This window comes from Nostoc sp. (assembly GCF_036916655.1).
In the GTDB taxonomy this organism is placed as follows: Bacteria; Cyanobacteriota; Cyanobacteriia; order Cyanobacteriales; family Nostocaceae; genus Nostoc.
The window spans coordinates 82,412-107,299 of sequence record NZ_JBALFY010000093.1 but is presented as its reverse complement, the minus strand read 5'-3'; the positions used below and the strand labels follow the sequence as shown (position 1 = coordinate 107,299).

Annotated in this window: 15 protein-coding genes and 2 pseudogenes; 8 read left to right on the top strand and 9 right to left on the bottom strand. The window is 41.2% G+C overall.

Annotated features, from left to right (window positions below):
* Positions 1–82: 82 nt before the first annotated feature.
* The 6 genes and pseudogenes from V7L31_RS24575 to V7L31_RS24550 form a co-directional block, all read right to left on the bottom strand.
* Positions 83–907, bottom strand: a complete 825-nt coding sequence (locus V7L31_RS24575) for a response regulator (RefSeq protein ID WP_334698687.1) — start codon at positions 905–907, stop codon at positions 83–85.
* 162 nt (positions 908–1,069) lie between these two features.
* Positions 1,070–3,550: a hybrid sensor histidine kinase/response regulator gene (locus tag V7L31_RS24570; RefSeq protein WP_334698686.1), complete on the bottom strand. Its 2,481-nt coding sequence runs from the start codon at positions 3,548–3,550 to the stop codon at positions 1,070–1,072.
* 87 nt (positions 3,551–3,637) lie between these two features.
* A complete protein-coding gene (locus V7L31_RS24565) occupies positions 3,638–4,138 on the bottom strand; it encodes a hypothetical protein (protein ID WP_334698685.1) in 501 nt (166 codons plus the stop codon).
* A gap of 225 nt (positions 4,139–4,363) precedes the next feature.
* Positions 4,364–7,078, bottom strand: a pseudogene (locus tag V7L31_RS24560) (beta strand repeat-containing protein); the annotation flags it as partial.
* A gap of 568 nt (positions 7,079–7,646) precedes the next feature.
* A pseudogene (locus tag V7L31_RS24555) lies at positions 7,647–7,919 on the bottom strand (helix-turn-helix domain-containing protein); the annotation flags it as partial.
* A gap of 56 nt (positions 7,920–7,975) precedes the next feature.
* Positions 7,976–8,080: a hypothetical protein gene (locus V7L31_RS24550; protein ID WP_334698682.1), complete on the bottom strand. Its 105-nt coding sequence runs from the start codon at positions 8,078–8,080 to the stop codon at positions 7,976–7,978.
* Between the two features lie 1,687 nt (positions 8,081–9,767).
* On the opposite strand from V7L31_RS24550, the gene V7L31_RS24545 reads away from it, so the two are divergent.
* Together V7L31_RS24545 and moeB are read left to right on the top strand one after the other, a co-directional pair.
* Positions 9,768–10,226: a M67 family metallopeptidase gene (locus V7L31_RS24545; protein WP_334698681.1), complete on the top strand. Its 459-nt coding sequence runs from the start codon at positions 9,768–9,770 to the stop codon at positions 10,224–10,226.
* Between the two features lie 139 nt (positions 10,227–10,365).
* Positions 10,366–11,538, top strand: a complete 1,173-nt coding sequence (gene moeB, locus V7L31_RS24540) for a molybdopterin-synthase adenylyltransferase MoeB (RefSeq protein WP_334698680.1) — start codon at positions 10,366–10,368, stop codon at positions 11,536–11,538.
* A gap of 73 nt (positions 11,539–11,611) precedes the next feature.
* On the opposite strand, the gene ftsH4 is transcribed toward moeB, so the two are convergent.
* Positions 11,612–13,480 (bottom strand): ATP-dependent zinc metalloprotease FtsH4, encoded by a 1,869-nt coding sequence (ftsH4, locus tag V7L31_RS24535; RefSeq protein ID WP_334698679.1) that lies wholly within the window; start codon positions 13,478–13,480, stop codon positions 11,612–11,614.
* A gap of 1,483 nt (positions 13,481–14,963) precedes the next feature.
* Between ftsH4 and V7L31_RS24530 the strand changes: the two genes are divergently transcribed.
* Positions 14,964–16,754 carry a DVUA0089 family protein gene (locus tag V7L31_RS24530; protein ID WP_334698678.1) on the top strand — a complete coding sequence of 597 codons (1,791 nt, stop codon included), beginning with the start codon at positions 14,964–14,966 and terminating at the stop codon, positions 16,752–16,754.
* Positions 16,755–17,080: 326 nt separating this feature from the next.
* The gene (locus V7L31_RS24525) at positions 17,081–18,277 is read left to right on the top strand and encodes a hypothetical protein (RefSeq protein ID WP_334698677.1); all 1,197 of its coding nucleotides are present in this window, start codon (positions 17,081–17,083) and stop codon (positions 18,275–18,277) included.
* A 125-nt stretch (positions 18,278–18,402) separates the two neighbouring features.
* On the opposite strand, the gene V7L31_RS24520 is transcribed toward V7L31_RS24525, so the two are convergent.
* Together V7L31_RS24520 and V7L31_RS24515 are read right to left on the bottom strand one after the other, a co-directional pair.
* On the bottom strand, positions 18,403–19,077 hold the full coding sequence (locus V7L31_RS24520) for an S-layer homology domain-containing protein (protein WP_334698848.1): 675 nt from the start codon (positions 19,075–19,077) through the stop codon (positions 18,403–18,405).
* A 138-nt stretch (positions 19,078–19,215) separates the two neighbouring features.
* Positions 19,216–19,695 (bottom strand): hypothetical protein, encoded by a 480-nt coding sequence (locus V7L31_RS24515; protein ID WP_334698676.1) that lies wholly within the window; start codon positions 19,693–19,695, stop codon positions 19,216–19,218.
* A gap of 286 nt (positions 19,696–19,981) precedes the next feature.
* Here V7L31_RS24515 and rpiA point away from each other — a divergent pair, with 286 nt between their 5' ends.
* The 4 genes from rpiA (at position 19,982) to V7L31_RS24495 (ending at position 24,770) form a co-directional block, all read left to right on the top strand.
* Positions 19,982–20,689, top strand: coding sequence for a ribose-5-phosphate isomerase RpiA (gene rpiA, locus V7L31_RS24510; RefSeq protein WP_334698675.1), 708 nt, complete (start codon positions 19,982–19,984; stop codon positions 20,687–20,689).
* Positions 20,690–21,259: 570 nt separating this feature from the next.
* Positions 21,260–22,654 carry a tetratricopeptide repeat protein gene (locus V7L31_RS24505; RefSeq protein WP_334698674.1) on the top strand — a complete coding sequence of 465 codons (1,395 nt, stop codon included), beginning with the start codon at positions 21,260–21,262 and terminating at the stop codon, positions 22,652–22,654.
* On the top strand, positions 22,651–23,643 hold the full coding sequence (locus V7L31_RS24500; RefSeq protein ID WP_334698673.1) for an aldo/keto reductase: 993 nt from the start codon (positions 22,651–22,653) through the stop codon (positions 23,641–23,643). The genes V7L31_RS24505 and V7L31_RS24500 overlap by 4 nt, the downstream gene beginning before the upstream one ends.
* Before the next feature lie 140 nt (positions 23,644–23,783).
* Positions 23,784–24,770 carry an aldo/keto reductase gene (locus V7L31_RS24495; RefSeq protein ID WP_334698672.1) on the top strand — a complete coding sequence of 329 codons (987 nt, stop codon included), beginning with the start codon at positions 23,784–23,786 and terminating at the stop codon, positions 24,768–24,770.
* Positions 24,771–24,888: the final 118 nt, after the last annotated feature.

Genomic DNA, 24,888 nt, shown 5'->3' with positions numbered 1-24,888 from the left:
ATTTGGTCAGAGCTTGGAAATAGTAGGTGACTCTCAACTACTTTACACATTTGGCCAGCAAATGTCAGCTGGTTTATGCTGCCTAATTGGATAAGTCCAGATTAGTGAGATAGTAAGCACTAGTACATAAATATTGCTGCTCTTTGAACTCTAGATGACTAAAACTTATTTTTACAGGTAGATTCCGACCATCTTGAGTTCGGTGAATAGATTCAAAACTAGAAGACTCTTGGTATTTAAGTTCCTGCCATTGTGAGTGCCAGGTTTGGGCGGGGAAATTTGGATCGATATCGTGAACAGTCATAGTCAGCAATTGTTCGCGAGAATAGCCTAAAACACAACAAGCGGCTTCATTTACATAAACAAACTGGGCATTGGAGTTAACAAAAAAAATTGAATCTTTAAACCTGTCTAAATAAAATTGGCTTAACCGCAGTGCTAATTCTGCTTTTTTGCGATCGCAAATTTCTTGCTGCAAAAGTATATTTTGCTCAATGAGTTGTTTTTGTAGCCTGCGGATAGTCAAGTTATTTTCTACGCGAGCAAAAACCTCTTCCTCACTAAACGGTTTGGTGATGTAATCTACCCCACCGACTGCAAAAGCTTTAACTTTGTCAAATACTTCATCCAACGCACTGATAAAAATCACCGGAATGTCGCGGGTTCTCTCCGAAGCTTTCAAATGTTGACAGACTTCATAGCCATTCATTTCTGGCATCATGATATCAAGTAAAATTAAATCTGGCGGTGCAGCTTGTGCTGTTTTTAAAGCTGTTGAACCGTTAATTACTCTCCGAATTTCATACCCCAACTGGGTTAACATGGCCGATAGAAGTCGCAGGTTGTCGGGTATATCATCAACAACAAGAATATTTGCTTTTGGTAGCAGAACTTGATGGTTATCCATATTTATGTATAACTAATTTATAAAAGTAAATATTAGAAAATGTTTTAAAAGGTTTTTTCCTCTTATGGTTAACACAGCGAAACATTTCAGGATATGGCTAAAACTTTGTTTTTGCGTTGCATTCGCTCCAAATCAGATTAATATTAACTCGATAAAAACTTTTTACCGTTGTGTTAAATCAATAACCTTATCAATCCGAAAGTTATTAACCCAATCAGACAAAGTGTTTGCCAAAAGAGCAGATTCTTCAGGAATTTGCTCAAGCAGCCTAAAAATCAGCTTTTCATCGGTACACAGTGCCGCTTGGTGTAGCTGTTTCACCCACTCAGTAGGCATCCGATCTAAAATCTTTTCTAATGAGAGAAGTTTCAGGTCTGAATTGTCTACAAATTGGTCTTTTTGAATGGGTTCTTCTTCATATACATAACGCACCCCCAAATGTTTAGACATCATATTCAAGATTACTTCCTCTCGGAATGGCTTACGCACAAAATCGTTACAGCCTGACGATAAAACCACAAGTCGCTCCTCTTCAAAAGCACTAGCAGTTAAAGCAATAATGACAGTGGCCTGACCCTTTAAATGCGTTTTAATCTGCTTAGTCGCTTCATACCCATCCATCACAGGCATCCGCATATCCATCAAAATCAGGTGTGGTTCCCAGGTTTCCCAAAGGGTTATTCCTTCTTGACCATTTGCAGCCTGATGTACCTCGAACCCAAGGGATATTAGCATCTTGACTAGGAGTTGGCGATTTTCCCATTTATCTTCAACTACTAAAATTCGGTATTTTGGTTGATTAGGCTCTAGACCAATTACTCGTCTTTTTAACTGTCGAATCGGAGCTTCACCTACTTCTGCGAGGCTAATCTGGAGATCAAAAGAAAAAATCGTTCCTCGATCCAAAATACTTTTAACAGTAATACTTCCACCCATTAGATGCACGAATTGTTGACTAATGCTTAAACCCAAACCGGTTCCTTGTTGAGATTTCCGACCTGTTTCTGTTTGCACAAACGGCTTAAACAACTGTTCAATTTGAGTAGATGGAATCCCTAATCCAGTGTCTTCAACTTCAAAATTTAGCCAGAAAAATGAGGATTGAGAGCTTTTTCTTGTTTCTTCCTCTTCTTGTTGCTGTAGTTTACTTTCTTCTTTTATCCTCACTCGTAAACTAACACCGCCTTCTTGAGTAAATTTGATAGCATTACCAAGGAGATTAATCAATATTTGACGCAATTTACTTTCATCGGTATGCACATATTTAGGAACTTCTGGTCTCCGCTCAAATATCAGATGTAAACCTTTAGATTTTGCTTTGAGTTTAAACATCTCTTCAATTGATTCGAGTAGAGTATACAAGTCAAAGCTATTGTTATTCAGTGTCGTCAAACCAGACTCAATTTTTGACATTGACAAAACATTATTAATCAAAGTCAGCAAATGTTCTCCACTGCGACTAATAATTTCTAAATGTTCCAACTGAGAAGAATTGATAAAAGAATCACGAATCATTAACTGAGTAAAACCAAGGATGCTATTGAGAGGAGTACGAAGTTCGTGACTCATGTTTGCAAGAAATTCACTTTTGGCACGGTTGGCAGTTTCAGCTTCTTTAGCTTTTACCTCTAACCTCTGGCTATAATTCTCTAACTGTTCGCCAGAGATTTTTAACTGCCGCGTTAGCCAAGACACTCCAATCAATAGAAATCCCATTGATAAGAATCCCACTAACATAATCGTCCCTGCTAATCGGCGAGCTGGTGCAAAGGCTTCTTCCTGCTTCATTTCTACCATTAAGGCAAGGCCTTGGTCATTGAGGCAGCGATATACCCCAATTACTAGCATTCCGCTATAATTTGCATAAAGTCCTTGGTCACTAATGCCACTCATTGCTGCATCAATACCTTGGCTGCTAACTCCTTTATAAAATTCCAGTGTTTTATCTTTATTTTTAGAAATAAAAGTATTTTTGGTTACTAAAGAACCAACCAAATAAGTTTCGCCACTATTACCTAAGCCTGTACGTTCTCGCACAATCTGATCTATACGATCCAAATTTAAATCTGCTAAGAGAACACCTTGGCGTACCATTGCGGCATCACGTAGAGGTGTTGCAAAAGTAACTAATGGTTTGCGAGTATTTGATGAGACATAGAAAATGGGGGCAAAAGAATTTCCTGGTTTAATCTGTTTAATATAGGTGACATTAGCTAAAATTTCATATTGACCTTCACGCTGCTTATTAGTAGATAAAATAATTCGATTGCTACGGTCAACAATAGAAATTTCTCCCAGACTTGGCTTGATTTTAGCCATATTTTTAAGATAGTTCGAGAGAACTTTATAAGCATACCGATGATCTTTATCGGAGGCTTTAGAATTTAAAAGGATTTGAAAATTATTTTGTACGTCTGGAAACTGAGTAACTAAGAGAAAGTCTCGTTGTTGGTCTTCAAACCAACGGGTGATTTCTTCTTCTTTAAGAGTGGCAGCAGCATTAAGTTTTTCAAAAGCAGCTTCCTTCAATGCATCCCTGGCATTAATGAAAGCAAATCCCCCCACTACGCCTACAGTTACTAAAGATAGGAATAAGAAGGAACTGGCAACTTTAGTAGTTAAGTGCTGATTCCAAAACTTCATATATTTATAATTTTAAATATATTTATCTTTATTGATATTGATGTAGACAGCTTACTCCTTTAAGTTAATATAAATAATTATTGATTGTCATTGAGCAAAAATTTGCTTTGTCTGCTTAATTGCCTCATTAGTTGCTTGCTCTGGAGAAATTTTATCTACAATTATTCGATTAATATCTGTCGCCCAAATATTCTCCTCTAAAACTACACTATATGCTAGGTTTTGCACACAAAAAAACAGCCGCGTTGAACATTCTGTTAAAGTTTTAACCGCAGTTGAAACATGTGGAGCGGTTGGGTCTTGCGAAAATGGGTCTTGCCAAAGTGTCTTTATGATTGGTAAATTACAGCCTCCAGCAGCTTTCAGATACTTACCTATCACCTGTGATTGCATAAGATATGCAAGAAAATTCAAAGCTTGTTTCTGTTGCTGAGAATCGGCAAACAAAATTGCCTGCCTAAGTGTCACTAGATAACGCATTGGCTTGCCGTTGGGTTTGTTGGGAAATTTTAATATACCAAGTTTATGATGATAAGGATCGGGATATTGGCGGACAGTACAGGGAATTGAGAGCTTTACCTCAAACATTATCTTTTAAAACTAAGCTATAGGCAGAACGCTGCGATTAGCTGTGCTACGCTACATTGAGATTAAATAATACCTAATTTGAGCTATGCATACGTATAACCATATCTTGTATTTAAACCAAAATCCAAACGCAGATATGATCTGGTATTGAAAAATCAAATGCAAGGTGCTTACAAAAGCACCTTGCAAACCATACTTAGAGAGATAGAAGAAGGTTAATCAAGATTAAACGACCACAAAATTGTTTTTGGTTAGTGACAATCCAGCTGATAGTTGTGCAAATTTTACTTGAGCAAATCCACCTGCACTACCATCCTGGTCAAAGAACAATGCACCTGTAATATTGTCATAGATAAATCGTTGATTATTTGTCGTTGCAGATGTTCCCAGTGTAAATTGACTTGTCTGAAGTGAACCTATTGATAACCCACCACCAAAACCAGTAGACGATACCTGAATCAATTCGTTACTGGCTTTGAAGTCATAAATACGATCCAAACCTTCATGGTAACTATTAAAGGCAAAGGTATCAATTCCATCTCCTCCATAGAGGGTGTCATTACCGTTGCCACCTGTGAGGATATCATTGCCAACACCACCATAAAGTGTGTTATTGCCTAATGCCCTATATGCGGAGAGAGTATCATTGCCATCTCCCCCAAAGAGCAGATTATTACCTGTTGAATAATCAACAATTAATTTATCGGCACCAGCGCCACCGTTGAGGGTATTATTGCCTGACGTTCTGCGATAAATTCCTTCGCCGTCGTTGCCGTTGTTGTCGTACTGGTAGCCAGAGGCAGATAGATAATCATTACCATTATCTCCAGATAGCACATTCGCGCCTGATGAAAAGTCAACATTCAAGTTATCGTCACCATTACCACCGCTTAGGGTGTTATTGCCAGTGGTGTGATAAAAAGATCCTCCAAAGCCGTAGCCATAGCTAGAACCAGAGAGAGAATCGTTGCCATCGCCCCCTAAAAGCAGATTAGCACCTCGTGAATAGTCAACATTTAAGCGATCGCTACCAGCACCACCGTTGAGGGTATTATTGCCTGAGGTGTTATCAAACCTGTAGCCCTCGAAATCAGAGGCAAAGATAGAATCATTACCATCGCCACCATCCAGTAGGTTATTGCCTGTTGAAATGTTAGCACTCAAGTAATCGTCACCAGCTCCACCATAGAGGGTGTTATTACCACTGGCAAGATTGATGGAGAGATGATCGTTGTTATCGCCACCATCTAGTAAGTTATCACCTGTTGAAAAGAAAGCACTCAAGCTATCGTTACCAGCGCCACCGTTGAGGGTGTTATTACCAGACACCACAGGGTCGTAGTAGCCACCGGAGACGGAAAGAGAATCATTACCATTGCCACCATCCAGTAGATTATCGCCTGCTGAACCGTCAGCAATCAAGCGATCGTCACCAGCACCACCCTTGAGGGTGTTATTACCAGACACTATACTACCATCGTAGTCACCTAAAGCAGAGAGAGTATCATTGCCATCGCCACCATCCAGTAGGTTATTGCCTGATGAGGAGTCAACATTCAAATAATCGTTACCAATACCACCATTGAGGGTATTGTCCCCCGCATCACCCCGCAACGAGTCATTACCAGCACCACCGTCGAGAAAGTCATTGCCTGCATCACCAATAAGTGTATCATTAACAACACCACCAATCAGGGTATCATTACCAATGCCACCATTAAGTAAGTTATTGCCTATTGAACCACTAGCATTCAAGAAATCATTACCAGCACCACCATTGAGGGTGTTATTGCCTGACGAGCGAGAGTCGTATGTGATGGAGAGGTCACGCATTTCATACGGATCGTTATCGGGAGTGTAGCTGTAGTAGCCAGAGATGTCGAGAGTATCATTGCCATCGCCACCATTGAGTAGGTTATTGCCTGCTGAACCGCTAGCACTCAAGTTATCATCACCAGCGCCGCCGTTGAGGGTGTTATTGCCTGACGAGCGAGAGTCGTCATCAAAGTAAGCATTTCCTTGGTAATAGCCAGAGATGGAAAGAGTATCATTACCGTCGTCCCCATTGAGCAGGTTATTGCCTGTTGAACCACTAGCACTCAAGTAATCATTACCAGCGCCACCGTTGAGAGTGTTCTTGCCTGAAGAGCGGAGATCGTCGCCATCTGGGTAGCTAAGGTATTGGTGACCAGAGACGGAAAGAGTATCATTGCCATCGCCCCCAATGAGCAGATTATTCCCTGTTGAACTGTTAGCGCTCAAGTTATCGTCACCAGTTCCACCGTTGAGAGTATTATTGCCTGCACCACCAATGAGGGTATCATTCCCCGCACCACCCCTTAAAAGGTCGTTGCCACTCTTGCCATCGATTTTGTCATCTCCCCCCTGACCATTGATCACATCATCTGAATTGTCTAAACCGACAATGTTATTGTTGAGGTCATTGAAGAAAGTCACCGTGTTCTTGTTGCCCAAACTAGTATTAGTAGAGTTGGCATCGAGGACATCAAAGTTGTCAGTGATGCTAGCCTGCCCATCAAACAAGATATTGCCAATAGCTGGAGTTGTACCAGAAGCTTTCAGATTCTCTAAGTTTTCTAGTTTAAAGTTTTTTAGGATAACTTTGGCACCAGCCACCCCTTCAAAGGTAATTTCCAGATTGCTGCCATTCTGGGTAAGCAGCAGATTTCGGGCATTCAAGCCAGCACCAATAAATTTGAGGGTATCCACTTCAGCAATGACTGCTGCTGTTGGGTTTACTCCTTTACCTATGCCACCAAAATCAGTGATGGTATCAATACCATCGCCCAACTTGTAAACAAATTGATCTCTGCCACCACCACCAGTCACGATGTCATTACCCTTTTTAGCTGTGATGATATCGTTGCCTGCTTGACCTGTAATTGTGTCTGTGCTGTTGGTTCCATTGATATTTGCCATAACTTTATATCTCAACTAAATCAATTTTTTCAGTAATTTTTAAGTTTTCAGCACTGACTCAGTGCTATTTTAAAGCACAAGAATTCACCGAGAATTGATGCTTTTGGAATACTTTTATGTCACCCTTTAGGGACAATAATTTTTCTCGAAAATCCACTTTGTTGAACAGCTTACAAGCAGCACTTGTCTCAGTATCAAATCCTACTTACTGTATTAATTCATGCGCGTATGAATGAACAGAAAAAATAGGTAGTCTCAGGCTTTTTATAACCATTCTTGATAGAACAGCGTAGCCCAAACCAAGCATTGCTGAAAAAGCTTTGCCAAATCAAGCTGAAATGCACTAAATTCTACAACACCTTAAAAAGGCACTAGTCTTACTATCTTGCAAATAGGGAACAATTAAATCTTGACAGGGAAAGCGATTTTTATACCTTAGTTGTGGCTATTGCGCGTGGGTGTCTGACTTAAAAATAGGGAACATCTAAATAACCTGATACTAACTAAATACTGAATATTTATTTAGATGTCTATAGCTAAAGAACTATCTTTGCATACTCTTTACATTATCCTCTTCTTCCCACTTTGTGATTCCTCCTCTACCTGATGCATCCCATAATCCCCCTAAACCTTTTTTATTCCATTTATGAAGCGTTTCTCTTACTGTTTGATCTGCCCAATTAAAATGGGCTGCTATTTTTTCTACATACCATCCACGAGAATTTAACCTCACTACTTCGGCTCGATCTTTTACTTTCTGTGACACAGTTGTGGCTGTCCTTAACTCAAATAAAGTTCTATCTTCTTCCTGCTTCAGAAATACTCTCAGACGTGCTCGCATTTTTTATACCTACTTATTCCACTTATTGTTACACATTTTGGTTATCTCACGCCCACCTACTTACTAGATATGATATCATTGCCTAATTTACCGTCAATCGTATCCGCATCACCGCTATCTTGTAGGGTATCATTACCGTTGGTTCCGATGATATTTGCCATAATTTTTACCTACCTGAATCGATTTTTTTAGGAACTTCAGTTCTCAAAAAGCTGCTTGTGCTGATGCTTTCGGGCAAAAATAACTCACCAAAATCTGACGTGTTCGGCATACTTTCTACGTCAACCCGATCGCAAGTTTCTCAAAAATTCACCTTATCAAAAGGCTTGTATCTATTACTTACCTAACTATCTTCAAACTATCTAAGTCTTAAGCACTGTACAAATTAATGAGTGTGTGCATTCACGATAATTGTTGATCTCAGACTTTTTCAAGCATCACTTGTTAAGTAGACATTACTGAAAAATCATCGAAAAACGTAGCTTGAATACTCAAAAACCCACCCTTCGCCTTTGATTTTTTTTGCCAGCGCCTAAGTCCTACTAGAAGAGAAAATAGTCAACAATTTATTCTTAATCGAGAAAGAAATTTTTATATCCTCCTTATGGGCTATTCTTTGTGGGGTCTAGCGGTCTGTCCAATTCATTTTGACGGTTAGAGAGACGCAATAAATCGCGGTCTTTACAGGTAATTTATCCGTCAATTAGTTCTTGATAGACTACTACCTCATAGTCAATATCTTACTTAGATGTCTATACTGAAATAACTGTCTTTGCATACTCTTCACATTAATTGCCAATAAATGTATACACAAATACTGAACTTTGTTTATTCTTTATATTTTTCTATAGCAATCTTAAATCATTTGTAAACAATGAGATCCCCGATTTATTAGAGAAGTGGTGGATATCAGCCTGACGATTTTTGTAAATCAGATAGAATTGCTATAGTTTCTAGGCAATAAGAAGCAGAACAGATTAGGCAAATGTTTGAAGAAGTAATAAAAAATACATATTTTACTTTTAGAAGGCTGCAATACCTGAGTAGAGTTACATCTAAACTATGATTAAGAGCGATCGCACTAATTCACCTGGTGCGATTCGTTGTTTAGTGAATCACGGCAATCAGTCCGTACATAACTAAACCAGCCCGACAGCAGATTACTGTCTCTAAAGGCTGAACTCTCGGTTTGATGCAAGTGCAAGTCTTGCCATTCAGACTCAGAATTGACTCCTTATCTGCCCACACCGAACAAGCTCGGTTCTTGTAGAGTGAAGCTGGGAACAGGGCACAATCAGACAGCTGTTACGGGTTGACACTGGTGCTAATAGGGGGTTCCTATGGTGAAACAGAGCCTAAAAAAGCAACTTAAGTCTAAGCAGGGCGTAACACAAAAACCCCTGACTTCACTGGAGATTATTCCCGCCGAACATTAGGTCTGTAGCGGCAAAAAGTCAAGGGAATCCAGTAGTTGAATTGGCTACACCTAACGGAACTATCAATCTCTCCGAGGGAACGAATAAAAACGAGTTGTGGGTCTAGGGGCAGTCGAACCCCCAGTAGCCCAGACGAGCGGAGGAATCCCCACAATTCGGGTAGGACGAACCGTAATTGGTTCGAGGTGTTCAGAATACACTAACCAGAGAAGAGAAAATGATTAGACACAGTTATAAAACTAGTGAATCTTGGAAAGTACTGCCGTGGAAGAAATTCCGCAGCTAAGAACATCGGAAGCTGGGTGCGGCGAAAGTCGCACGCCCAGATTTAACTGAGAGGTGCGGGGAATAATATCCTCCATCGACTCAACCAGCAAGAATCGCTCAAGATTGCCAAATTGCCAACGCAGACATGATCCAACTGAGCCAAGAACACTTGCAAATCATCCGCACTCATGCCGAAAGCACTTACCCAGATGAGTGCTGTGGTATAATTTTAGGCTATCTGGCTAATGAGGGCAAAACTGTGGTAAAAGTCATACCAACAGAAAATGCTTGGAATACAGAAGCGGCATCTGAGTTTCCAGGGGAACGGACAACAGAAAGTAAAAGACGGCAATATGCGATCGCACCCGAAGTTATGCTAAAAACACAAAGAGAAGCACGCGATCGATCGCTGAACATTATCGGCATTTTTCACTCTCACCCAGATCATCCTGCTATCCCTTCAGAATGCGATCGCCTATACGCTTGGCAGGGATACTCGTATATAATAGTATCCGTTCAAAATGGTAAAGCTGGAGAATCCAAAAGCTGGAGCCTTGACGATCATCATCAGTTTCAAGCAGAGGAAATTAAAAATATAATTTAACGACTTAGTTTAAAAACAGTCATTTATAGCGGTTTTGGCCGCTACCACTGATAAAAATTCGTCTTCTATACTCCCTATCTCTATATAAGATACAGTTTTTCGATAGGATAAATATTCCGCTCTCCCACATCAAACTACTATGCTAAATCCCAATCTGGACGAAATCCAGTTGACCAAAGACGATTACGAACGCTACTCCCGACACATAATTTTACCGGAAGTCGGACTAGAAGGACAGAAACGCTTAAAAGCTGCCAGTGTACTGTGTATCGGTACAGGTGGACTCGGTTCACCACTACTTTTATATTTGGCGGCGGCGGGTGTTGGACGCATCGGGATTGTCGATTTTGATGTTGTCGATACTTCTAATCTGCAACGCCAAGTCATCCACGGTACATCCTGGGTAGGTAAACCTAAGATTGAATCGGCAAAAAACCGGATTCACGAGATTAACCCCTATTGTCAGGTTGATTTATACGAAACTCGTCTGACTTCCGAAAACGCTCTGGAGCTTATTCAACCTTACGATATCGTAGTGGATGGTACTGATAACTTCCCCACCAGATATCTAGTTAACGACGCTTGCGTATTGCTGAATAAGCCCAACGTCTATGGTTCAATTTTACGTTTTGAAGGGCAAGCTACTGTATTTAACTACGAAGGTGGGCCAAATTATCGCGACCTTTTCCCAGAACCACCACCACCAGGAATGGTTCCCTCTTGTGCAGAAGGCGGCGTATTGGGAATTTTGCCCGGAATTATTGGTTTAATTCAGGCAACGGAAACTGTTAAAATCATTCTGGAACAAGGTAACACTCTCAGTGGACGATTGCTGCTATACAACGCCTTAGATATGAAATTCCGGGAGTTGAAACTGCGTCCTAACCCAATTCGCCCAGTGATTGAAAAGCTGATAGACTACGAGGAATTCTGTGGAATTCCCCAAGCACAGGCAGAGGAGGCAAAACAGCAGTTGGAAAGTCAAGAAATAACCGTCAAGGATTTGAAGGAATTGCTGGATAGCGGTGCGAAAGATTTTGTACTACTGGATGTCCGCAACCCCAATGAGTACGACATTGCCAAGATTCCCGGTTCAGTGTTAGTGCCTTTACCAGACATTGAAAATGGGAATGGCGTTGCGAAAGTGAAGGAAATATTGAATGGGCACCGCTTAATTGCTCATTGTAAGATGGGCGGGCGATCGGCAAAAGCCCTCGCCATACTTAAGGAATCCGGGATTGCTGGGACGAATGTCAAAGGCGGAATTACCGCTTGGAGTCGAGAAGTCGATCCTTCCGTTCCAGAGTATTAAAAACGCAAAGGTACGCAGAGGTACGCAAAGTTTTTCTCTGCGTACTTCTGCGTTTAAAACTTGACTTTCTTAATTACGAATTAGCTACGGGTTTCACTTGACTCAACAAACTGTGCAGTTTTTCGCCTTCAATGACCTCTGTTTCTAAGAGTTGAGTCGCTATCGCTTCTAGCAAGTCTCGATTCTGTCTGAGAATCTCTAGGGCTTGCTCGTGGGCTGTTTCCACGATTTCTTTAACTTCGCTATCAATAGCCTTTGACGTTTCTTCACTTACTGCCCGTCGGGGATTAGCACCACCATTGCCCAAGAACGCTGCTTGTTGTCCTTGTTGATAAGCCAGTGGCCCTAAAACTTTACTCATACCATAAGCTGTTACCATCCGTTCTGCCAAATCAGTTGCTCGTTGCAAATCGTTAGAAGCACCTGTGGTAATACTGTTAAACACAACCTCTTCGGCCGAACGTCCACCTAACAAGGTTGCAATCTGACCCCGCAATTCTGCTTCATTCATCAAAAAGCGGTCTTCAGTTGGTAATTGCAGAGTGTAGCCCAAAGCTGCCATCCCACGAGGAATAATCGAAATCTTTTCTACCCGACCGTTTCCGGTTGTCAGCGCCCCGACCATTGCATGACCAACTTCATGGTATGCAACAATCTTTTTCTCAGTCTCATTCATCACTCGACTCTTCTTCTCTAAACCGGCTACTACCCGCTCAATTGCTTCGGCAAAGTCTTCTTGAGCAACCCTTTCACGCAGATTACGCGCTGCCAATAATGCAGCTTCGTTCACCAAATTTGCCAAATCTGCGCCAGCAAAACCAGGGGTACGAGTAGCGATCGCTTTTAAATCAACATCATTTCCTAATTTTACCTTTTGAGCGTGAATCTTGAGAATTGCTTCTCGATCTGATAAATCAGGACGGTCTACCAACACTTGACGGTCAAAGCGGCCTGGACGCAGCAACGCTGGGTCTAGTATTTCGGGACGGTTGGTCGCTGCTAGGACAATTACCGTTGCATCGCCAGCTGCAAACCCATCCATCTCAGTTAGTAATTGGTTGAGGGTTTGTTCTCGCTCATCATTGCCACCATAAAAGCCATTACTGCTACGAGATTTACCGATCGCATCCAATTCATCAATGAATATAATACAGGGAGCTTGTTTTTTAGCCTGCTCAAACAAATCCCTTACTCTGGAAGAACCCACACCAACAAACAATTCCACGAACTCAGAACCAGAGATGCTGAAAAATGGAACTCCTGCTTCTCCTGCTACTGCTTTTGCTAAAAGTGTCTTACCAGTACCGGGAGGGCCAACTAACAACACACCTTTGGGAATCCTAGCGCCAATTTGCGTAAACCGCGCTGGAGTCTTGAGGAAATCCACAATTTCCACTAACTCAGTTTTCGCTTCTTCGACCCCAGCCACATCTGCAAAAGTGATTTTCGCTGATTCGCCTTCAACATAAACCTTAGCTTTGCTTTTACCGATGGAAAGAGCGCCTTGGGGGCCACCACCGCCACCACCACGGGCGAGAAAGAACTGCCAAATCCCAATAAAAATCAGTGGTGGAATCACCCAACTCAAGACGGTTGTAAACCAGGTATTTTTCGGTGGAGGTGTAGCAGCGAACTCAACTCCCTTTTGTTCTAGCAGTTTGGGTAACTCTAAATCAAAGATTGGTGTAGTGGCAAATACCTGAGCAGGCTCGGCATTTTCTGTTTTTAGTTGGTAAATAATCTCGTTTTGACCAACGGAAACGCGGCTGACTTCCCCTTCCTGTACTTGATGAATAAATAGGCTGTAGGGAACGCCAGTAGGGCCAGAAGTAAATAAACCAGGCAAAAATAGATTCAAGAGCAGAAATAGCCCTGATACTCCTAGCAATATATTCGCAATGATCCGAAACCGAGTTGACTTAGGCTGTTCTTTAATTCCCATAGATGTTACCAATCCTTAAAATGAAAACTAAATGGAGAATGAGAAATAGAGAATAGATGTTGCTGCTTCTCCCCCTACTTACTCATCTTCTTTAACGCTTTGAGAAAATTAATTAAAGACTGGTCAAAAATGCTGCTATATTGCCCAATCTAAGCAATTTTTACAACTCTACAATTGACTGTGATGCTGTGTGTAGCTTACTTCCCTGAAAGGGTGCGCTATTAGTGACGCAAAATTGTTCAGTTTGCCTTGATTGTCAAAAATACTACCGCTTCTCATAATTTCTCCTCTGTAGCAACGTTTGCAGCATTTATTTATTTATGTAACTAAACTTAACAATTAAATTAATCTTTGGGAACTAACGAGTAAATACGGTTTACCGTACTCAAAGAATTAACACCACTCGAAATAACATAACTTTAGTGAGGATAAGGCTGTGATATAAGATACAGAGATTAGGAGACGCAAAGATGAATCACCGTATTTTTTGCCATACACAACACTGTTACCTGCAATCAATCTAACCTGGATTGATGCTTAGGTATGTTCAGAAGCGATCGCAAATAACTAAATTATTGCTGGCATCAGGCAGCGAGGAGAGGAAAAAAGGGTTTGAGCCTTATTTACTTTTTTCAACACAGTTTAGTTTTATTGTGCCAACCTAGTTAAATATATAAATTTTATGTAAAGCTTGCTTGTTATTCAGCACAAAAGATTTCTGAATAATATATAAGTTTCTTTTATGTAAAATAAACTTATATCATTAATATAAAAGTATTTTTTTTAACTAAAAAAAATCATTTTTAACAAAAAAATCTTTTTCTTGAAACCTAATTGAATGACAATATCCCCTTAAGATAAAAAACTGGCAGCGTTAACCCCAAAAATCAGTAAATCTGAAAAATATATTTAATTAAATATTACATATATATCAATGTATTATGAATCGTGTTTATTAAGATTTTGAAGATTTGGTAAATAAGTTTGTGTAACCTCGTACTTCATGGTAATTAAATAGTTACAGACAGATTGGTTCAAAAAATTTGGAATAAAAAACCAAAGCATTTGACCTAATTACTTGATTAATTGGTCATTTGCGTAATCATTTCAATGATTTTCAGGCAATAAATTATCTAATTTTGGAGAGCAGGCATTTTGCTCGTCTACAACCAAAAGCTGGCTTTTCGGTCAGCCTACATACAATCAGTAGTTAGATATTTTTTGTTTAGAAATTATATCATGTCCGGCTGATTAGTTGTCATTGTGTACTCTTTTAGAGAACCCATTGGCGCAGCCTCTCGTAGATACACTCTGCGAACTTTCCCCTTGCAATTACATATTGTAAGCGATCGCATGGACATGATATTACTCGCAAAATCAAAATATAGATTACGCAAATGGCAAGTAATCTGCATTGAACTGATGAATAGTTCTTTGATTGAGGCTGAACTTACTTATTAGTGAGAAATTCAGGAGAGATAACATGGCAATTATTTTCGGCACCACAAGTAATGATACGAAAAATGGGACTTCGGGAAATGACACAATAGTTGGTTGGGCTAGTAATGGTAGTGCTACTAGCATCTCCGGCAACGATACCTTAAATGGTTTAGCTGGTAACGATTCTCTTCTAGGTGGGACGGGGAACGACAGTTTAAGTGGTGGAGATGGCAATGACACACTTGATGGTGGCACAGAAAACGACACACTCAGAGGTGGTACAGGCAATGACATCTTCAAAGGCAGTCAGGGTAACGACAGCCTTGATGGTGGAGATGGTGTTGATACCGCAGACTACAGTCAACTAGGTCAAAGTATTACCTTGTCAGGTGTCGGAACCATTACAAAAGCCGGAGGATTAGGGCAAGACCTACTCTTTAAAGTCGAAAAGATTGTTGCCAATGCTAATGTTACCAACAACACCATAGATGCATCACAATCTTTGCCTGGGGTCTTTATCACCGTTAACCTACAAAATCAAAGTTTAGCTGCCAATAACGTTCCTGGTTTGGGAACATTGCCATTTACTGTAGTCAACTTTGATAATGTCATTGGCACGAACGCAAATGATAGCATTACTGGCGACAACCAAAATAACAAATTATCCGGCAATAATGGCAACGACACAATTGATGGCGGCTTGGGTATTGACAGCTTAAATGGGGGAGCAGGTGACGACACTTACATCGTAGACAGTACTCTTGATACTATTATAGAGGCTGCAAATTCAGGTACAGATACCGTCCGATCTTCTGTCACCTATACATTAGGCACCAATCTGGAGAACCTGAGGTTGACGGGAAATAGTAACATCAACGGAACAGGTAATAGTCTTAACAACTTCCTTTTTGGGAATAGTGCTAACAACACTCTGAATGCAAGAGCAGGCGATGACACCCTAGACGGTAATTTGGGCAACGATATCCTTAATGGTGAGGATGGCAATGACAGCCTACAAGGCGGGCCCGGTAATGACATACTCAATGGCGGATCTGGCAACGATATCCTCATCGGTGTTTTTCCTGGTAATCTGGTTCCACCTGGATTAGGGGAAACTGATACCTTAACTGGCGGAGCTGGGATAGATAGATTTATCCTGGGGGACGCTATAAATATTTTCTACGACGATAACAACAGTGCGAATTCTGGTTTTGCAGACTTTGCTACTATTACTGACTTCGATTCTAGCCAAGATCGAATTGAACTCAAAGGAGCTCCACTAGACTACCGCCTGCAAGTTGTTGGCAGCAATACACGAATATTCGTAGATAAACCGGGATCAGAACCAGATGAGATCATAGGTATTTTGCAGGGAAGAAACAATCTCAGACTTGATAGTGATGACTTCCTTTTCTATGAACAAGAAAATCCTGGGGAAGGTACAAACAATACACTGGCTACTGCTGAAGGGTTAGGTTCCTTATCATCTGGCTCAAACGTAAATCTTTCAGCCCAACTGGCAGCAGTTCAACCGAGCGGAAATTCCGATTTCGACTTTTTTACATTTTCTTTAGCAAATGCCGGAACAGTCACTATCAGGACAGCGACATCGGGAGATACAGTTCTCGGACTTTTTAACGATTTCGGGACTTTACTGCAAGCTGACGACGATAGTGGCGGTGGCAATTCGTCATTAATCACCGCTTCATTAGGTGCAGGTACATACTCCATTTCAATCAGTAAATATGCTTTATTCCCTGAAGATGGCGGAACTTTCTCTGGTAGCACCTCGAGTAGTGATTTTGCTTATACACTAGGGGTCAGCGTTGTATAATAAAGTTGTAAGTTTACAGTTTTGTTAAGTATTTAGACCCCAAAATTTGTTTAGCCTCGTTCCCAGTCTTAAGACTGGGAATATATTTTAATAGGCGAATAATTTGTGGAGCCATCATAAATTATGAACTAAACGGTTTAGTTCATAAAAGTAAATAATAAATTTTTGACTTGCTAATGACTAATAATTTCTTGAGAAGTTAGCATAAAATTACAATCGAACTTCATCTGAGATATTTCCTGCTGAGATAAGTATAAAAAATCAAGCAGCAACAATTCTTCTGTCAAACTTTTACCAATTTATAATAAATTTCAATTACCAATCCCATGCCAAATCGTCATTATCCTCCCGCCTACTTACGCTATCTCAGAGCCAGGTTATGGAATCTAGGGCGACCTGGTTTTTGGATAACTGCAATTGTTTTATCTATAGTTGGGCTAGTAACCTGGGAATACTGGTCAAATCCAGATATTTTCGTTTATAAACAGCAAAAAAACGAAGTCACTTCCCAAGAACCTGTTGATTCCTCGCTGTCAGAGGAAAATAAAGCGATCGCAGCAGATATTGATAACCTGCCAGTTTTGTTTAATGACTTTGAAGAAGCAGCTCTCTCATTAACGGCAAATACGCCTAAAGAAAAGGCTAAAGACAAAAGCAAAGGCTTCTTAGAGGATGTAATTAAAAAACAAAATTCTGCTGGTGATACCAAAGTAAATCCGGCTTTAGGCGTTAATGGCGACACCTCCCCAGGCGTGAAAAATCCCTTTGTTGTACAAACAGAAAATTTATTGCGTACAGAGACAGCTGATAGTGGTAATCAGTTTCTCGGTCTTAAAACCTTAAATGGGGCGTCTGAACCAACAGGGGGAGAACAAACATCCTCTAAGCTGGATGTTGGATTGACCAATCAAACCAACAAGAATCAAAATTCTCTCTCTATCAATCCTCTGCAAGCAGCACTCAACCAATCGACAAACCAGAAATTGTCTAGTTTCAATGGTACTACTCCAACTCAGACAAATACGTTGAACAGAGTCTCTGACCCAGCAACAACGCTAATGCCACCCATCAACAGCTTACCGAATCAGAATTCTCTACCAAGTATTGGCTTAACTCCTGGGACAAATTACACATCAACGGGTACAAACTTACCGCAAAGTCCCTACACTAATTTAAATAACGGTCAATTAGTGCCTAATAATGGTTTAAGTACAGGTACGAACTTGCCGCAAAGTCCCTACACTAATTTAAATAATGGTCAATTAGTGCCTAATGTAGCACCAGTGACACCCCCAGTTACTTCGATCGCACCAAGTAATATTGCACCTTACTCTGGCCAAAGTCCGAGTCAAAGCGTTGTCACACCCACAAACTCTTTCGGATACGGTAATAATGGGTTGCAACAACCGACGCAACCAGCACAATCTAATTATGGGAATTATGTGCAACAGCAACCAACACAGTCTAATTCCTTATATCTTCGTCAGATTCGAGACAAGTATCGAAATCCTGGTCAAAACTGATTTGTAGGTACGTCGGCTAGAAAAAGTCTAGTACAACACGGCGTAAATAAGCCACCCCCACCCATTCAAAATCAATGAAACGCTTACCTGTATTAATTTTTAATTTTTAATTCCGCCTTGCGGTACTAGGGTGATTGTGGGCTATTTGGAATCACCGGAACCTCTGGTGTTTCGGGTTGTCGCTGTTGTCGTTGCAAATATTTACTCAATACATAAGCCATATCCCCACGAGTCACAGGTTTTAATGGGAAAATATTGCCTTGAGCATCTGTGTTCAGAAATCCCTCAGTAGCTACAGTAGCGATCGCTTTTCTAGCCCAAACTGGGATAGATTTTTCATCTGGATGTGAAGCCAAAATTTCATTCACAGCCTCATCGGGAAACTGAAATACGCCATAAGCCTGGGCGAAAATAGCCAGAGCTTCTGCCCTTGTTACCTTTTGGTTAGGAAAAAATTCATTGCCCCGATAGCCTTTCATGATGTCAGTTTTTAAGACTGTCTGTATATCATTAAATGCCCAATAAGAACGAGGAACATCTGGAATCACTAAATTTTGTTTGTTAACAGCTTCTCTTTTATCTAGCCGAAATGCCTTTACCATAATTGAGGCTAATTCTGCTCTACTGAGTAACCTTTCTGGATAAAAGTTGCCATCGGGAAAGTTTGTCATCCATTTGACAGCAGTTACCTGTTGAATAGAATCAGATGAGATTCCAGAATTAGATTCTGGTGCTTGAGCAATTGCAGGCAAGTTTTGTAGTAGTGCCACTAAAGATAAAGTAATTGAAAGCTGACGCATCATAATAACCACTTTTAGCTGCTAACTTGAATTTAAAAAACTACGTTACAGAGATTAGCGCAAAATTTGTGTTCCTAATAACCTGTAACTCAGTTGGTGACGAATTTCGACTGGTCAATGTTGCGTAGCTACGTGGCTTTAAAAATTAGGACTGTGTTCATAATCCCAGCACTTTCCATCACGCCAGATTCTACTGGTGTGTTCACATTCTGATTTATCGTAAATCCAAGGAATTGAAGTAGGGTAATATCGGCTAGATATAGGAGTAAACGAAGACAATACAAAAGAAAATATCGTGTAGCTACAAGCCGATAAAACGATTAAAAATCCGATGATGAACAAGATATTGGTAGGAGTCCAAAAAGGATATAAACCTTTTTCAGAGCGTAAACGCACTTTAGAACGACGTTCTGAACCTGCTAGCAACACCAGATAAAACCTTAATCCGGGAATTGGCACTGAAACTCTTATGTCTAAAGAATGACGAGTCCAAAGACGAGAGCTAAAACCCTTTTTTATGGCTTCTAATTGCTCCACTGTGAAGGTATTTGCTACTTCCGGGGCAATCTCAGCGAAAAATTGCTCAAAATTAGAATCAGTGTGATGGGGCTTTTTCATTATTATTAGTATATTAATATACAATATATTTACATTGTTTATCTCCTCTGTTCCGGACATTAGTACAACACGGCGTAAATAAACCACCCATTTCAAATCAATAAAACGCTTACACTCTATTCATTTTTAATTTTTAATTCCGCTTTGCAGTACTAGGATGTTTTGTTTTTTGTAAGTTCTTAATAAAGGAAGTAGAAATCAGCAAAAACTTGTTTTTTCTCTTTCACCTTTTGGCGTTATCGGCCAACTACTATGGACTATAGTCAGTTTTTCAGGAATTTTGGGAATGACAACAACAGATCCCGTAACGTTGATGAAGCAAGAAGTTGGCAAAGCCGCCGCCGCCCTGGTAAAGTCGGGTTCCATTGTGGGGTTAGGTACGGGGTCAACTACAGCATATACGATTCAGTTTTTGGGCGATCGCCTCAAGTCTGGCGAACTCAAAGATATCATTGGTATACCTACCTCGTTTCAGTCAGAAGTGCTGGCAAAGCAGTACAGCATCCCTCTCGCCACCTTAGATGCTGTTGATCGCATCGATATTGCCATTGATGGGGCAGATGAAGTCGATCCGCAGAAAAATTTGATTAAAGGCGGTGGTGCAGCACATACCCGCGAAAAAGTCGTAGACTACCTAGCTGAACAGTTCATCGTCGTGGTAGATAGTGGTAAGTTAGTAGACCGTTTAGGTTCTAGTTTTGCTGTGCCGGTGGAAGTGATTCCAATGGCAATTACTCCTGTCACCAACGCCATCAAAAAACTCGGTGGCAAACCAGAACTCCGTATGGGTGTAAAAAAAGCTGGCCCAGTGATTACAGATCAAGGGAACTTTGTCTTAGATGTCAGATTTGACTCTATTGAAGATCCAGCCGGACTCGAAAAGACATTGAATAACATTCCCGGCGTTCTGGAAAATGGTATCTTCGTTAACTGTGTCGATTTAGTTTTAGTTGGCGAAGTCAAAGATGGTCAGCCGTTAGTGCGGCAACTGTAGAATTTTAGATTTTGGATTTACGCACTGAAGCCTGAAACCTAGATCCCCCCTACCCCTCTTAAAAAGGGGGGAACTTCTAAAGCCCATTTTTTAAGGTAGGGCTGATTTATTCCATTTCAAATAGGATTTGTCAAGATGATTAGCAAGAAAATTGTTATCAACTTAGCAAAGATCCCCTCCTGATGCGCCAATTGTTCAAATCTCCCTTGCTGCACTCGCCCCGCTTCAAGCACATAGATGCGATCGGCATTGCGAATTATACTGAGACGGTGAGCGATCGCAATTCGCGTCAGTAGACCCGAAATTTGTCACAGAGTCAACAAAGAGGCAGGGTTAAGGGGAAGAAAGAGCAATTGGGGCACAATCCTTGGAGATAAAAGGAAGAACTTCCCCTGCCCCCCTCTCCCTGCTCCCTCTCCCTCTTTCCTCCCCACTCCCTTGCCTCTTTTTCAACTTCTGAAAAAAAATAATCCCAATTATTAACCCCAGTAACTCTATTGAGATACAGTAGTTTATAGCCTAGCTTTTGCAAAGTCATGCTTGTCGCTGTGCAATGCTCTGGGAAAATCAATGGTAAAAGATGCCTCTGAACTCGAAATTACTACCGACTCATTAGCAGCGGTAGATGCCATCAATGGCTTTGTGGATCAATTATTGGGTGTTGGTAACGATGCCCAAGTGATTCTCAAAGCAATTGAAGCAGATCCGACTTGTGCGATCGCCAACGCTCAAGTCGCCGCCTTTTATCTATTTGCTGGTGGTGTTGCCTTAACCAAGGCCAAATACTATCTCGATCTGGCGAAATCTCACCTAAAAAGAGCGAACGATCGCGAAAAACTTTATGTTGCGGCAATTGAAGCATGGGCAAACCGAGACATTGCTCAAGCGATCGCTCACCATGAAGCGATTGCCATTGCCTTTCCCCGCGATTTAGCCTCGGTTCATCTGGCTCAATACCATTATCGAAATTCTGGTAACAGTCAGGGAATGCTACTGATTGCAGAAATTGTTTTCGCCGCCAATCGTGACAACCCTTATATGTACGGGATGCTGGCCTTTGGGCTAGAAGAGTGCCATCGTTTAGCAGAAGCAGAAGAATATGGGCGACAAGCGATCGCTCTGAAACGAGATAACCGTTGGGCACATCACGCCGTTGCTCATGTATTAGAAACTCAAGGACGCTTAGAAGAAGGAATTAGTTTAATGGAAAGTCTTAGCGATACTTGGGAATATGGTAGCTCGGCTTTTTATGGACATCTTTGGTGGCATACATCCCTTTACTACTTGGATATTGAAAATTTTGCCAAAGTACTAGAGATATATGACACGCGCATCTGGGGACGTGCCAAAAAAGACAATGGACGCGAACAGATTAACGCGATCGCCTTGTTGTTACGGCTAGAGTTACGCGGTGTAGATGTTGGTTCCCGTTGGCAAGAACTTGCTGCTTACCTGCAACCACGAATCCACGAACAGACCCTCGCCTTTTTGGATTTGCAATATATCTATGCATTGGTACGGGGCGGTAAAGATGACTGGGCGGCAGAGATGTTAGAGAGTATGCAAACTCATGGAGAGAATGTCTTACCCTATGCACGGCCAACTTGGATAGAGGTAGGAGTACCAGCCGCCAGGGGGATGATTGCTCATGCTCGTGGGAATTGGGAAAATGCGATCGCTGAATTAGAGCCAGTATTACCCAATTTATATTCCACAGGTGGATCTCATGCTCAACGAGATTTATTTGAGCAAATTTATATTGACGCACTGATTCGCGATCGGCAATATCACAAAACCTTGAATGTACTAGAAAAGCGCAATGCCGCCCGTAGCAACATTCCCGTGATTCAACGGGAATTAGCTAATACCTACAGCCAGCTAGGACGCACTGACGAAGCACATCAAGCTGCTCAAGTTGCATTAGAACTATCACAACGTTATCAAAAAGTAGAGCAAACAGTATGACAACCTACGTAAATCTCGGAAAAAGTGGATTAAAAGTATCACGCTTGACTCTGGGTACTATGACTTATGGTTCTCGGAAATGGCGCGAATGGGTATTAGAAGAAGAAGAAAGTCGCCCCTTTATTAAACTAGCTTTGGAATTGGGCATTAACTTCTTTGACACCGCCGATGTTTATTCATTAGGTGCCAGTGAAGAAATTCTGGGACGGGCGCTCAAAGACTTTGCTAAAAGGGATCAAGTAGTTATTGCTACCAAAGTTTACAATAAAATCGGTGATAGCCCCAACGATCGCGGGCTATCTCGTAAGCATATTTTTGATGGCATTGATGCCTCATTACGGCGCTTACAAACAGATTACGTCGATTTGTATCAAATTCACCGTTGGGACTACGAGACACCAATTGAAGAAACCTTAGAAGCACTCCATGATGTAGTCAAATCAGGTAAAGTTCGTTACTTAGGAATCTCAAGTGTTTACGCATGGCAGTTTGCCAAAGCCCTTTACACGGCTGACATACACGGTTGGAGTCGCTTTGTTTCTATCCAAAATCACTACAACTTAGTTTATCGAGAAGAAGAGAGAGAGATCATACCTTTATCTCTAGATCAAGGAATTGGGATTATTCCTTGGAGTCCCTTAGCGCGTGGTTTCCTCGCTGGAAATCGTACTAAACAAGACTATGGTCAAACCGTGCGGGCAAAAACCGACGAATTCGCCCACAATCTCTACTATCAAGATTCAGATTTTCAAATAGTCGATCGCGTCGTCGAATTAGCGCAAAAACGCGGCGTGAAACCAACACAAATTGCCCTAGCTTGGCTATTGCATCAACCAGGCGTAACCGCTCCGATAGTTGGTGCTAGCAAAATAGAGCATCTCAAAGAAGCAGTTGAGGCTGTAGATTTGCAGCTTTCCGATGAAGAGCGTAAATTCCTCGAAGAACCTTACACACCACATCCCATCTTAGGACACCAGTACCCAGCATAGTAGGGATTGGGGACTGGTGACTGGCGACAGGGAAAGAAGAGCAGGAGAAGAAATAACTAATTAATACCCAATCCCCAGTACCCAGTACCCAATCCCCAGTACCCAGTACCCAATCCCCAATCCCCAACCCCTAAAAACTTATGACATACGTAAATCTCGGAAAAAGTGGATTAAAAGTATCACGTATTGCCCTTGGTACTATGAGCTTTGGTTCTCGTAAACTACGAGAATGGACATTAGAAGAAGAAGAAAGCCGCCCCTTTATCAAACTGGCTTTGGAATTGGGAATTAACTTCTTTGATACAGCTGATGTTTATTCACAAGGCATCAGTGAAGAAATTTTAGGACGGGCACTTAAAGACTTTGCCAAAAGAGATCAAGTTGTCATTGCGACAAAAGTCTTCGGTAAAGCTGGTGAAGGCCCTAATGACCGAGGACTATCTCGCAAACATATTTTTGATGGCATAGATGCTTCCTTGCGGCGGCTACAAACAGATTACGTAGATTTGTACCAGATTCACCGTTGGGATTATGAAACACCAATTGAGGAAACTCTAGAAGCACTTGATGACGTAGTTAAATCAGGTAAAGTGCGTTATTTGGGAATCTCTAGTGTTTATGCTTGGCAATTTGCTAAAGCTCTTTACACGGCTGACATACACGGTTGGAGTCGCTTTGTATCAATCCAAAATCACTACAACTTGGTTTACCGCGAAGAAGAACGCGAAATTATACCTCTATCTCTAGATCAAGGCATTGGGATTATTCCCTGGAGTCCCCTAGCACGAGGCTTTTTGGCGGGAAATCGTACTAAAGAAGGCGGTCAAACAGTACGGTCAAAAGTCGAAGATTCAGAGGGAAACCGCCAGTATCAAGAGTCAGATTTTCAAATAGTTGCTCGCGTCGCTGAGTTGGCTCAAAAACGCGGTGTCAAACCAGCGCAAATTGCCCTAGCTTGGCTATTGCATCAACCAGGACTTACAGCCCCAATAGTTGGGGCAACTAAGATAGAGCATTTTAAAGAAGCAGTTGAAGCTGTGGATTTGAAACTTTCTGATGAAGAGCGCAAATTTCTAGAAGAGCTTTATCAACCTCATCCCATCATTGGGCATCAGTACCCAGCGTAGTCGGGACTGGAGACTGGTGACGACTCCCGAATTTCTCACCACATCTCAAGTAAGTAATGAGTAATGAGTAATGAATCTTACTTATTACTTATTACTTATTACTTATTACTTCGCCCAT